The organism is Stenotrophomonas sp. SbOxS2, from assembly GCF_013416715.1.
Taxonomy (GTDB): domain Bacteria; phylum Pseudomonadota; class Gammaproteobacteria; order Xanthomonadales; family Xanthomonadaceae; genus Stenotrophomonas; species Stenotrophomonas lactitubi.
In genome coordinates this window covers 69,139-81,709 of the sequence record NZ_JAAVXD010000002.1, presented here as the reverse complement: position 1 = coordinate 81,709, position 12,571 = coordinate 69,139, and the positions used below count along the sequence as shown (strand labels likewise).

The window sequence follows — 12,571 nt, the reverse complement described above, 5'->3', positions numbered from 1 at the left end:
CTCCGGGCCGCACCCAGCACACTAGGGAGAGTTCATGCGTATCCTTCTGGTCGAAGACGAAGCCCCGCTGCGTGAGACCCTGGCAGCCCGGCTCAAGCGCGAAGGTTTTGCCGTCGATGCAGCGCAGGACGGCGAAGAAGGCCTGTACATGGGCCGCGAAGTACCGTTCGACGTCGGCATCATCGACCTTGGCCTGCCCAAGATGTCGGGCATGGAGCTGATCAAGGCCCTGCGCGACGAAGGCAAGAAGTTCCCGGTGCTGATCCTGACCGCGCGTTCGAGCTGGCAGGACAAGGTCGAGGGCCTGAAGCAGGGCGCCGACGATTACCTGGTCAAGCCGTTCCATGTGGAAGAGCTGCTGGCCCGCGTCAACGCGCTGCTGCGCCGCGCCGCAGGCTGGAGCAAGCCGACCCTGGAATGCGGTCCGGTTGCCCTGGATCTGGCAGCGCAGACCGTCAGCGTGGCCGGCAGCAATGTCGACCTCACCAGCTACGAGTACAAGGTGCTGGAGTACCTGATGATGCATGCCGGTGAACTGGTCTCCAAGGCCGACCTCACCGAGCATATCTACCAGCAGGACTTCGATCGTGACTCGAACGTGCTGGAAGTGTTCATTGGCCGCCTGCGCAAGAAGCTGGACCCGGATGGCGAACTGAAGCCGATCGAGACCGTGCGCGGTCGTGGTTACCGTTTCGCGATTCCACGCAACGAGGGCTGAGGCCTTCAGCAGGCGATAAACGATGTCCGGCCGTCTGTGGTTCTTCCGACGCTGGCGGCCGCGCTCTCTGCAGGCGCGCCAGATGTTCGCCGCGTCCGTGGGTCTGGTCGCGTTCCTGGCCCTGGCCGGTTACGCGCTCGATGCCGCCTTCGCCGACACGGCGAAGGCGAACCTGCGTGAGCGCCTGAAGAACTACGCCACCTCCTACGCGGCCGGCATCGACTTCACCCGCGACCGCTCGCTGTACATCCGCGAGCAGCCGCCGGATCCGCGCTTCGACGTGCCCGGCAGCGGCCTGTACCTGCAGGTGGTGATGCCCGACGGCAAGGGCAATTCCATGTCCGCTGAAGGCCCGATGCTGCCCACCGTCGGCGGCGGCCTGCTGGCCCCGCGCCAGGAAGTGTTCGAAGGCCCGCTGCCGATGATCCAGATCGACGGCAGCCAGGGCTCGGTGTACCGCTATGGCCTGGGCCTGGTGTGGGATGCCGACGCCGACCCCGCCACCGAATTCCCGTACACCATCTACGTGATGGAAGACTCGCGCGCGCTGGGTGCACAGCTGCGCGTGTTCCGCAGCCGGGTCTGGTTCTACCTGGGCGGCATCGGCCTGATCCTGCTGCTGCTGCAGACGGTCATCCTGCAGTGGAGCCTGCGTCCGTTGCGGCGCGTGATCACCGAGCTGACCAAGGTCCAGCGCGGCGAGACCGAGCGCATGAGCGAGCGCCACCCGCGCGAGCTGGAGCCGTTGACCGACAGCATCAATGCCTTCATCGAGGGCGAGCGTGAGAATCTCGAGCGCCAGCGCAATACCCTGGCCGACCTGGCGCACAGCCTGAAGACGCCGATCGCGGTGCTGCGCACGCAGATGGACAGCGGTGCCGGTGATGGCGCGCTGCGCGAAGAGCTGGACGTGCAGCTGCAGCGCATGAACAACCTGGTGTCCTACCAGCTGGCACGTGCGGCCTCGTCGGGCCACAAGTTGTTCTCGGCACCGCTGCCGATCGAATCCAATGCCGAGGAAATCGTGCGCGGCCTGGAGAAGGTCTATGCGTCGAAGGGCGTGCTGTGCGAATTCGACATCGACCCGGCCGCACGCTTCCACGGCGAACCGGGTGACCTGCAGGAACTGCTGGGCAACCTGCTGGAGAACGCGTTCAAGTGGGCCAAGCGCCGCGTGCTGCTGACCGCGCAGCCGCTGCCGGCGCCGAACGCGCGTCGCGCCGGCCTGCTGCTGGCGGTGGATGACGATGGCCCGGGTATCGCACCGGAAGACATCGGCAAGGTGCTGCAGCGTGGCGTGCGCGGCGACGAGCGCGTGCAGGGCCACGGCATCGGTCTGTCGATCGTGCAGGACCTGATCAAGGATTACCGCGGCGAGCTGCAGGTGTCCCGTTCCAGCGAACTGGGTGGCGCCCGTTTCGAAGTGCAGCTGCCGCCGGGGCCGTAAACCTCCGCAATCGGTACTGCCCGCCACTGGCCGGCACTACCGTATTTCGATCTTCGGCGGCTCGCCGTAGAACCGCTTGAGATGCGCAGCCACTTCCGGCAACGCTTCCGCCAGCAGATCCGGCGCAGAGAAGTGGTACTCGCTGGCCACCGCAAAAAACTCTTCCGGTGCTTCCGCCGCGTAGGGATCGATCAGCGTTTCCACGCCTGCATCCACCTGCGCACAGAACGCGTCGTACGATTTCTGGAAGTCCGCAGCCCACTCGCGTTGCCATGCACGCGGCAACGGCGGCGTGCCGTCCATCGCACCGTCCAGCCCATCCAGCTTGTGCACCATCTCATGTACGGCCACGCAGTAGCCCTCATGCGGTGCCGCCAGGTCGGCCTGCACATCGGCCCACGACAGAATCAACGGGCCGCTGTCCCACGACTCGCCGATCAACTCGTCATCCCACTCGTGCAGTACCCCGGCGGCATCCATGTGGCTGCGATGCACGCGGAACGCATCGGGGTAGACGATCAGCTGCGACCAACCCTCCAGCCCCACTTCGCCGAACTCCAGCAGTGGCAGGCAGCACAGTGCGGCCAGCAGCACGCCATCGGCCGGCTGAAGTTGCAGGTCGCCGATCGGTGAGATGGTCTTCTCATGCAGGAAGCGCGTGGTCAGCGCGCGCAGGCGTGTACGCCGTTCGTCGTCCAGGCCGCGTAACCATGCTGCGCGGTGGCAGGCATCGCTCCAGTGTGCATCTTCGATCGGCCGCGGCGCGGGCCGCAGCCACTGCAGCAACGACTTGATCAGCGGAACATACCCGGCAGGTAGCTGTGCCACTTCGGCGCGCGGATGCGCTGCAGTACATCGTCGTCACCGCCACCGCCGCTGCTGGTGGTAGCTGCAGGGCGTACCGGTGCCGGCTTGGCGGCAGCTGCGGCAGGCGCAGTGGTCGGAGTGCGCTGCGAGGCCGCATCGCCTGCCGAATAGACGCAGGCGCCACGGCTGTCATCAAGCGCTGCTGTGGCAGACGCCGCGAAGGGCATCGTCAGCAGGATCAGGCAATGGGCATAACGGCGCATTGACGACATCCACGTTAAGGGAGGGTGAGCTCTCGATTCTAGCCCGAACCCGGCGCCAGATTGGAAGCCCGCCGGAACCGGGCCTTGCGGGCGTCGCTGGCGGCTTTCCCGCATAATTCCGTTCTGACCTTGTGGAAGCTGCCGTGGACGATCGCCAACTGCTGGCCAAACTCGCTGCCGGTCGCCTGTCCGGCGACGCCCTGGCCCGTGAGCTGGGCCAGACCCGGGCCGCCATTTGGAAGCGTATTCAAGGGCTTAGGGCCGCCGGTGTCGAGGTGGAAGGGCGCGCGGGCGAGGGCTACGGGCTGACCCGGCCGGTAGACCTGCTGGAGGCCAAGACCATCCGCGCCGGCCTGCCCAAGGACGCCGCCGCGCTGCTGCACGACCTGCAGGTGGCCTGGACGGTGGACTCCACCAACGCCGAATTGCTGCGCTGCAGCGCGCCCCAGCGCGGTGTCAGCGTCCTGCTGGCCGAGCGCCAGACCGGTGGCCGTGGCCGTCGTGGCCGCACCTGGGCCTCGCCTTTGGCCGCGCATGTGTATCTGTCGGTGCTGCGTCTGTTCGAGGGTGGGCTGGGCCGACTGGCCGGCCTGAGCCTGGTCGCTGGTGTCGCCGTGGCCGAAGCGCTGCACGACCTGGGCTACGCGCAGGCACAGCTGAAATGGCCAAACGACGTGCTGGTGGATGGCCGCAAGCTGGTCGGCCTGCTGGCCGAGGGCGGTGGCGAGTACGCCGGGCCGGCGCGCGCCGTGATCGGTATCGGCATCAACGTGCACATGCCGCCGGCCTTCGCCGAGCAGATCACCCAGCCCTGGGTGGACCTGGACACGCTGGCCGGTGCATCCGTGGATCGCAACACGGTGGTGGCCGCGGTGCTGGCACGCCTGCTGCCGGCGCTGGAAGAGTTCGACCGCGAAGGGCTGGCGCCGTTCCTGCCGCGCTATGCAGCGTTCGACATGCTGGCCGGACGCGAAGTGCGCGTGCAGCTGGATGGCCAGTGGCAGCACGGTACCGCGCTGGGCCTGGCCGATGATGGCGCGCTGCGCGTGGACATCGATGGCCGCGAGCGCCTGCTGCATGCCGGCGAAGTCAGTGTGAGAAAAGCATGAGCGACTGGTTGTTCGATCTGGGCAATTCGCGTTTCAAGTTTGCCCCCCTGCACGGCGACCGTGCTGGCGACGTACAAGCCTGGGCGCATGGTGCCGAAGGCATGGCCGGGCAACCGCCGCACAGCCTGCCCAGTGGTGAAACCGCGTTTGTCGCCAGCGTCGCCGCGCCGTCGCTGACCAGCGCCATGCTGGATCAGCTGCAGCGCCGCTTCGAGCACGTGCATGTGGTGCGCACCAGCGCCCAGTGTGCAGGCGTACGCATTGCCTACGCCAAGCCGGAAAAATTCGGTGTCGACCGTTTCCTGGCCCTGCTTGCCGCCGCCAAGGCGCAACGGCCGGTGCTGGTGGTCGGTGTTGGCACTGCCCTGACCATCGACCTGCTTGATGCCGATGGCCAGCATCACGGCGGACGCATTTCCGCCTCGCCGACCACCATGCGCGAGGCGTTGCACGCACGCGCGGTGCAGTTGCCGGCCAGCGGTGGTGACTACAGCGAATTCGCCAACGACACCGCCGATGCGTTGGCGTCCGGTTGCGATGGTGCCGCCGTTGCCTTGGTCGAACGCAGTGCCCGCCAGGCGCAGGCGCTGCTGGGCGTGATGCCGTCGCTGCTGGTGCATGGCGGTGGCGCGCCCGCGCTGATGCCGCTGCTGGGCGGCGCCGACTACCACCCGTCGCTGGTGCTGGATGGCCTCGCCCGCTGGGCGGTGCACCAGCCCGCAGGCTAGTATCGGCGCATGCTGACCCGTGCCCTGATCGTCGTGCTGGCGATCCTCAATCTTGGTGTCGCCACCTGGTGGCTGCTGCGCGATGAGCCGGCGCGCGCGCCGTTGCCGCCGCCCCCGACCGGCGTGGCCGAACTGCGCTGGCTGCCCGGCGGGACCGATGCGGCCGTGGCCGCGCAGGCCTCGGCAGCGGCACCTACGGAAGCACTGGTGGAGCGTGAGGCCGCGCCGGCTACTGCAGTGGCCGCTGCGCCTGCGCCTGCGCCGGCCACTCCCCCAGCTTCCAGCAAACCCGCCGAACCGGTGAAGTCGCCCGAGCCGGTCGCCGCCATCGCCAAGCCAGCGCCCGAACCGGTGGCCGAGAAGCCCGCAGCCCCGGCCGTACCGCCGCGCTGCCTGGCGCTGGGCCCGTTCGCCGACCGCGCCGCTGCCACCGCCGCACAGGGCCGTGCGGGCAACCTGCTGAGCCAGGTACGCCTGCGCGAGCAGCCCGCCGCCAGCGGCAGTGCCCGTTATCGCGTGCTGCTGCCCGCCGCCGCCACCCGCGATGACGCGCAGGCCACGGTCAAGCGCATCGTCGCCGCCGGCCTCAGCGACTACTACATCATCAGCCAGGGCGAAGAGACCAACGCCATTGCGCTGGGCCAGTACCGCAACCGCGAAGGCGCCGAACGGCGCATGGCCGCGGTGCAGGCCGCCGGCTTCCAGCCGCGTCTGATCGCCAGTGGTGATGCCGGCCAATGGTGGCTGGAAGGGCAGCTGGCGGCTGCGGCCGAACCGGCCCAGGCGCAGCAGCGCAGCGGTGCCGCGCAGCAACGGTCGCTGGAATGCACGCGACTGCGCTAGAATTCCCAAACCACGGCACTGCCGTCGGCGTTTCACCCTGTGCCGCTTTAGCTCAGTTGGTAGAGCAACTGTCTTGTAAACAGTAGGTCATCCGTTCGATTCGGATAAGCGGCACCATCTTATGTTTCGCTGGCGCCCATAGGCGTCTCGCAGGCACAATCAACCCGCTGATACGGCGGGTTTTTTTGTGCCTTAACGTCCATCGGAGCCCAACGCCATCTACGCAAGTTCGCTATTCGACGTGGGGTATAGAAGGCGGTTCCGACCGTGCGAAAGCGGGACGTACCCTAAATGACTCGTGAGTCTTTGGCGGAAATGGCGGCTCGGAACACGAAGGGGAAGGAAAAACATTAGGAGTTGCCCGTTGTGGCGGGTCTGTATCTACTCGTGATACCGCTCGCCCGACCAAACAAAGGAGAGCAATAACGTGGCCTACGATTCAAGACGTGCGATGGAACTGCTCCGGATAGGCTCCGGACGCGCCGATGCCACTTTTCGCGACGGCCAAGAAGACGCCATTCGTCACGTCGTCGAAGGCAACGGCCGCTTGCTGGTCGTGCAGAAAACCGGGTGGGGTAAGAGCTTCGTCTACTTTATTGCGACCAAGTTGCTGCGCGAAGCTGGCGCCGGTCCTGCGCTATTGATCTCGCCGCTTCTGGCGCTGATGCGAAATCAGATCGTGGCGGCAGAACGGATGGGGGTTAGCGCCGCCACCATCAACTCTGACAACATGGACGATTGGACTGCAGTTGAGCGCAGGCTTGCCAACGGGGAAATCGACATTCTCTTGATCTCGCCGGAGCGCTTAGCGAACGAGCGCTTTCGGACGCAGGTTCTTGCCGGGATCGCTGCTCAAATTTCGATGCTGGTCATCGACGAGGCGCATTGCATTTCCGATTGGGGCCACGACTTCCGCCCTCACTATCGCCTGCTGGAGCGGATCGTCAAAACGCTTCCGCCAAACTTACGACTACTCGCCACCACGGCAACTGCGAATAACCGAGTAATGGAGGACCTTGCCGCAGTGCTCGGTCCGAAGCTGGACGTCTCGCGTGGTGACTTGAATAGGACCTCGCTTTCCCTGCAAACGATCCGACTACCACGGCAGGCCGAGCGTCTTGCCTGGTTGGCAGAGCAACTGGCAACGTTGCAGGGTCACGGCATCATCTACACATTGACGGTTCGTGATGCCAATCAAGTGGCACAATGGCTGAAGACCCAAGGCCTCAACGTGGAGGCCTACACCGGTGAATCCGGCGATCGACGAGAGCAACTTGAACAGGCACTGCTTAACAATCAGGTCAAAGCGCTGGTCGCCACAACGGCGCTAGGCATGGGTTACGACAAGCCGGATCTAGCGTTTGTCATCCACTATCAAATGCCTGGATCGGTCGTCGCCTACTACCAGCAGGTTGGCCGCGCTGGCCGTGCACTGAACTCCGCCTATGGAGTACTTCTCAGCGGCCAGGAAGAGTCCGACATCACGGAATGGTTCATCCGGAGCGCCTTCCCGGCTCGACAGGAAGTTGCCGAAGTCCTGCGAGCGCTTGAAGACGAGCCCAGCGGGCTGTCTGTCCCAGAGCTGCTGAGCCGAGTCAATCTGAGCAAAGCGCGTGTCGACAAAACGATTGCGCTGCTTTCCCTCGAAGCGCCGGCACCCCTCGCCAAGCAAGGAAGTAAATGGCAACTTACGGCGGCAACGCTGAGTGAGGCGTTTTGGCATCGAGCAGGGCGCCTCACTGCACTGCGGCGTGACGAACATCAGCAGATGCAGAACTACGTCAGCCTGCCGTTTGGTGAGCACATGGGCTTCCTGATTGGCGCGCTCGACGGCGATCCAAGCGCTGTCACAGAACCTGCCTTGCCGCCATTGCCTGAAACCGTGAGCGAAGAACTGGTAAAGACTGCCGTTGAATTTCTCCGTCGTACCAGCTTGCCCATCGAGCCACGGAAAAAGTGGCCCGATGGTGGAATGCCCCAGTACGATGTCAAGGGCCGCATCACACCCGGTGATCAGGCCGAATTCGGGAAGGCGCTATGCATTTGGGGCGATGCCGGTTGGGGTGGCCTGGTTCGACGGGGGAAGTACCAAGATGGCCACTTCTCCGATGACCTTATTGCTGCATGCGTGAAGATGATTCAAGAGTGGAACCCGCAGCAGAGCCCTGCCTGGATTACCTGCGTTCCTTCACTTCGACATCCCGACTTGGTGCCGAATTTCGCGCAGCGCTTGGCCGCTGCATTGGGTCTGCCGTTTCATATGGTCATCGCAAAAACAGACGAAAGGCCTGAACAGAAAACAATGGCAAACAGCACGCAACAGGCGCGCAACATTGATGGCTCTCTCGCACTCAATGGCCAGCCCATTCCTCCCGGTCCAGTCCTCCTGGTGGATGACATGGTCGACTCGCGCTGGACACTGACAGTGTCTGCATGGCTGCTGCGTAAAGGTGGCAGCGGCGCGGTCTTGCCTATGGCTCTTTCTCAGACCGGACACGACGAATGACGCCAGTCCTCTCACCCAACACCCAGGCGATCCTGCTGCTGACCGCACCGCTGCTTGCCGGGCGAGGCACTGCGTCATCGGATCTGCTTTCGCCGGGTGAATACAAACGCCTCGCACGTCACTTGCGCGAGATCAAGAAGCAGCCTGGTGATCTCCTTTCAATGGACGCAGCCGAGATCATGCATAGCTGCCAACCGATAATTGACGAGAGCCGCCTACAGATATTGCTGGGGCGTGGATTCCTGCTGAGTCAAGCAGTCGAGCGCTGGCAAGCCCGCGCCATTTGGGTGGTCAGTCGCGCCGATGCCGAGTATCCGCGTCGCCTGAAGAACCGCCTTCGTGAGGACGCGCCGGCAGTGCTCTACGGCTGTGGCGATATCACTTTGCTCGAAACCGGTGGGCTCGCGGTCGTAGGGTCGCGGCATGTGCACGACGACCTCATCGACTACACAGTGGCAATTGGCCGGCTTGCTGCTCGGGCAGGTAGAGCGGTCGTCTCGGGTGGCGCAAAAGGCATCGATCAGGCCGCCATGCGCGGTGCCTTTGAGGGCGGTGGAAGCGCTTGTGGCGTGCTAGCGGACAGTCTGGAAAGGACTGCCATGAATCGCGAGCATCGCAATCTGCTGATCGGTGGGAAACTGGTGTTGATTTCCCCCTACGACCCGAACGCCGGGTTCAATGTGGGCAACGCTATGCAGCGAAATAAGCTCATCTATGCATTGGCGGACACCTCACTGGTGGTCAGCTCTGACCTCAACAAAGGTGGTACTTGGGCCGGTGCTGCCGAGCAGCTTGACAAGCTCAACTTTGTCCCGATTTTCATTAGATCGACGGGTGAGTCTTCTGCTGGATTGGATGGTTTGCGAAAGAAGGGCGCCCTTGCCTGGCCGAACCCGCAAGACGTGGATTCGTTTGAGGACGTGTTCAACGTGGCGATAGCCACACCGAAGGGCTCCCCGCAGGTTGGCTTTGCGATGCTTTCGAAAGAGGAGCCAGCGTCGGCCGATAGCAAGTCCACGGAATCCGGGTCCAGCGACGCCGTGCCAGCAGGCCTGGCCGATAGCGAACCACCGGTGCCGGTCGACCTTGTGTCCGATGTGCAGGCACCTGCTCTTGCAGTCGAAGACCCACTGACAGTCGCGCTAGATGCGGTGGCGCCAATAGACGATGCCGAGGAGTCTTTGCAGTCAGAATCGTCTCCTGCCGAAGTGCTCATCGCGGCAGTACGCGCTGCGATTAAGCAACTTTTGAGTTCGCCAATGAAAGATGCCGAAGTTGCAGCCGCGTTAGACGTTTCTAATGCACAGGCGAAGGCATGGTTGCAGCGCTTGGTCGACGAAGGCCTGTTGGAAAGGCAGAAGAAGCCTGCGGGCTACATCGTAAAGCAAACGCGGTTGTTCGATTGATCAATGACGATCCTTCAGGAAATCAGTTTGTAGTGCGATCGCATTGAAGAAGAGGGATCGGAGTAGGAAAAATGGCTAAGACACTGGAAGCGCACGACAAACTGATCCGCGAAATTTTCGAGGGTAGCTACCAGTTCGAGATTCCGGACTATCAGCGCCCTTACGCCTGGACGATCGAGCAGGCAGGCGAGTTGTTCGAAGATTTGATCTCGGCGATGCAGGAAGCGCGCGACTCTGGTGCGGCCAGCCAGTACTTCCTCGGAAGCATCGTTCTGATCAAGAACGACCGCGAACCGAAATCATCGGTGGTGGATGGCCAGCAGCGTCTATCCACGCTGACAATGCTGTTTGCCGCGTTGCGCGAGGCCATGCCGCATGCCGCAGACGACATCACTGACTTTCTCTACAAGAAGGGTAAGGTCAGCCTTGGCGAGAAGAACGAATACCGCCTGACAGCTCGTGAACAAGATGCCGACTATTTTCGAGCTAACATTCAGGAGCCTGGTGGCATTGCGCGCCTAGTCGTAAACACCGACAAACTGGAGGACAGTCGCCTGCGTTATCGTGAAAACGCCACGCTGCTGCTGAGTAAGGCCAAAGCCCTGTCCCTCGGCGATCTGATCGCGTTGTGGCAGTTCCTTGCCAACGATTGCTCGCTGGTTGTGATATCCACGCCCGACCTCGAAGCCGCGTACCGCATTTTTTCGGTTCTCAACAACCGAGGGCTTGACCTCGCGCCAATCGACATTATCAAGGCGGAAGTGCTTGGCTTGATTCGTGCCACGCAAGGTGACATCAAAAGCGGAGCTTATGCAAGGGAGTGGAGCCGCATTGAGACTGCCTTGGGCCGTGATGCTTTTGGCGACTTGTTCGGCCACATCCGCAGCATCTACGCTAGGAAGAAGCAGAAGCACACGCTGGTCAAGGAGTTCAAGGAGCATGTCACCGAGTACAATGCGCCCATCGAATTGATTGATAGCGTCATCAAACCTTACGCCGAGGTGTGGGGGTTCGTGCGCGAAGCCGACTTTGAAGCTACCGAGCACGCTGGGGCGATTAACGAGCACCTGTCTTGGCTCAATCGCGTGGACTTCAAGGACTGGGTGCCCCCAGCGCTGGTTTATTTCAAGCGCTTCAGGCAGAAGCCAGCATTGCTCGCCGAGTTCTTCTCGTCACTAGAACGGCTCACGTACTTTCTGCTGGTCACCAAGGCGGGCATCAGCGAGCGCATCGAAACCTATGCTGCGCTCACAAAAGAAGTCGAGCCGGATACGTTCAAGGGTGAGCTGGATGTGCTCATCACGCTAGACCTGACCGATGCACAGAAGCGCAAGTTCATCGAGGCACTCGATGGCGATGTCTACGACAGTCTTCCCAAGGCACGGATGGCGCTGGTTCTACGTCTTGAGTCACTGGTGCGAGCCCCGGGCGTACAACTGCAGAATGCTCTTTCGCTTGAGCACGTGCTACCGCAGACACCTCCGGATGGCTCGGACTGGCTCCAGTGGTTCCCCGACAAGGGTGAGCGCGATGGCTGGATGCACCGCCTCGCTAATCTGGTTCCACTAGACAGGAGTAAGAACTCATCTGCTAGGAACTACGACTTCTCCAAAAAGAAGGATGCTTACTTCAAAGGAAGGGGAGTCGCATCGCCATTCGTGTTGACGCAGGAAGTCCGCTCGGTGGACAGATGGACACCGGCACTATTGACTGAACGGCAGAAGCGCCTCGTGGGCGTACTCAAGGCACACTGGAACCTTGCGTTGCAACCGATCGTTTTAGTCAATAAATCGCCTGATACCATCACGCCAAAGCAGGGGTAGGCTTGGTAAGAACCATAGAATTACCCTGCCGAATCAGCTTAGATGAATTTCTGATTTCATTTACAGAGCCAGCGATGATCGATTGTGCGGCGTTCATTTCTGCGGCAAGTATTCAATCGCTGGACGATGCCCACGTTCGTGGATATCGCATCAGGGGAGTCTTGATCCCGGCGTCAATGTCTCGCCCTTGAGAAACAGTGCATGTGCACAAGTTCGCTGGTCGGGTCCTGGTCGCGAAGCAGGATCTCGAAAATCCTCACGACATCGATCCATTTGAAGCGCGTGCTTCTGATGCGTCCGCAGTACAGGTTGTAGCCGTCCACCTACACCGCTGTCGTGATTGCCATACTGCTTCCTGCAAATGTGAAAAAACCGCCTTTCGGCGGTTTTTTCGTCCTGAGCCGGTGAGTCAACCGATTGACGCGGCAAAGGAGGAGTGGTGCGGCCATTCTCTATCGGCGCGCGCATCCCTTTACAAGGCAAATGCCGACAGTCGGTGCTACGGCGCCGATGCTCACCCCGCCAGCGACTGCAACGCCACGTACTCGGCCAGGCCCCTGCAGGCCAGCATCAGGCCTTCGCGCGAGCCGTCGCCGATATCGTCTTTCTCCTCGCCATCCACGCGCACGCGTTCGGTAGCGTGGTAAAGCTCCAGCAGCGACACCAGGCCAGTGGCGGCGCGATCCCGCCGGGCGTTGGCGACGGCCTCGCCGGGTGTGCGGACCGGGCCATGCCATGGCTGTCCGTCGGCTGTATCGCCGGCCGCAATCTGCTGCAGGCAGCTGCGCAGGGTGATGGGGGAGGGCGCTTCGTTCGCGGCAGCGAAGGCGGCTTCCAGCGGCTGGGCCAACTCGGGCGGCAGGCGGGTAATGGCGTCTCCGAGCGTGGCGGCCAGATACGGGTGGCGGGATTTGGACATGC

General features: G+C 62.7%; 11 protein-coding genes and 1 tRNA gene. 9 read left to right on the top strand and 3 right to left on the bottom strand.

Annotated elements, in window-relative coordinates:
- Positions 1-34: 34 nt before the first annotated feature.
- The gene (locus tag HFK18_RS03550; protein WP_004136763.1) at positions 35-718 is read left to right on the top strand and encodes a response regulator transcription factor; all 684 of its coding nucleotides are present in this window, start codon (positions 35-37) and stop codon (positions 716-718) included.
- A gap of 22 nt (positions 719-740) precedes the next feature.
- Complete coding sequence (locus tag HFK18_RS03545; protein ID WP_089241450.1) at positions 741-2,165, top strand: sensor histidine kinase; 1,425 nt, start codon at positions 741-743, stop codon at positions 2,163-2,165.
- A gap of 36 nt (positions 2,166-2,201) precedes the next feature.
- On the opposite strand, the gene HFK18_RS03540 is transcribed toward HFK18_RS03545, so the two are convergent.
- Positions 2,202-2,993, bottom strand: a complete 792-nt coding sequence (locus tag HFK18_RS03540; RefSeq protein WP_180164425.1) for a M90 family metallopeptidase — start codon at positions 2,991-2,993, stop codon at positions 2,202-2,204.
- Positions 2,960-3,235: a hypothetical protein gene (locus tag HFK18_RS03535; RefSeq protein WP_180164423.1), complete on the bottom strand. Its 276-nt coding sequence runs from the start codon at positions 3,233-3,235 to the stop codon at positions 2,960-2,962. Before HFK18_RS03535 ends, HFK18_RS03540 begins: the two co-directional genes overlap by 34 nt.
- Positions 3,236-3,378: 143 nt before the next feature.
- Here HFK18_RS03535 and birA point away from each other — a divergent pair, with 143 nt between their 5' ends.
- The 7 genes from birA to HFK18_RS03500 all read left to right on the top strand — a co-directional run bounded on the left by birA (position 3,379) and on the right by HFK18_RS03500 (position 11,650).
- On the top strand, positions 3,379-4,344 hold the full coding sequence (birA, locus tag HFK18_RS03530; RefSeq protein ID WP_089242004.1) for a bifunctional biotin--[acetyl-CoA-carboxylase] ligase/biotin operon repressor BirA: 966 nt from the start codon (positions 3,379-3,381) through the stop codon (positions 4,342-4,344).
- Positions 4,341-5,072, top strand: coding sequence for a type III pantothenate kinase (locus HFK18_RS03525; protein WP_180164421.1), 732 nt, complete (start codon positions 4,341-4,343; stop codon positions 5,070-5,072). Before birA ends, HFK18_RS03525 begins: the two co-directional genes overlap by 4 nt.
- A gap of 9 nt (positions 5,073-5,081) precedes the next feature.
- On the top strand, positions 5,082-5,915 hold the full coding sequence (locus HFK18_RS03520; RefSeq protein ID WP_180164419.1) for an SPOR domain-containing protein: 834 nt from the start codon (positions 5,082-5,084) through the stop codon (positions 5,913-5,915).
- A gap of 41 nt (positions 5,916-5,956) precedes the next feature.
- Positions 5,957-6,032 (top strand) — tRNA-Thr (locus HFK18_RS03515).
- 310 nt (positions 6,033-6,342) lie between these two features.
- Entirely contained in the window at positions 6,343-8,421 is a 2,079-nt protein-coding gene (locus HFK18_RS03510) for a RecQ family ATP-dependent DNA helicase (protein ID WP_180164417.1), read from the top strand.
- Positions 8,418-9,827, top strand: a complete 1,410-nt coding sequence (locus HFK18_RS03505; protein WP_180164415.1) for a DNA-processing protein DprA — start codon at positions 8,418-8,420, stop codon at positions 9,825-9,827. The genes HFK18_RS03510 and HFK18_RS03505 overlap by 4 nt, the downstream gene beginning before the upstream one ends.
- A gap of 71 nt (positions 9,828-9,898) precedes the next feature.
- Positions 9,899-11,650 carry a DUF262 domain-containing protein gene (locus HFK18_RS03500; RefSeq protein ID WP_180164413.1) on the top strand — a complete coding sequence of 584 codons (1,752 nt, stop codon included), beginning with the start codon at positions 9,899-9,901 and terminating at the stop codon, positions 11,648-11,650.
- Positions 11,651-12,164: 514 nt separating this feature from the next.
- Here the strand turns inward: HFK18_RS03500 and HFK18_RS03495 are convergent.
- Positions 12,165-12,569: a hypothetical protein gene (locus tag HFK18_RS03495; RefSeq protein WP_180164411.1), complete on the bottom strand. Its 405-nt coding sequence runs from the start codon at positions 12,567-12,569 to the stop codon at positions 12,165-12,167.
- Positions 12,570-12,571: the final 2 nt, after the last annotated feature.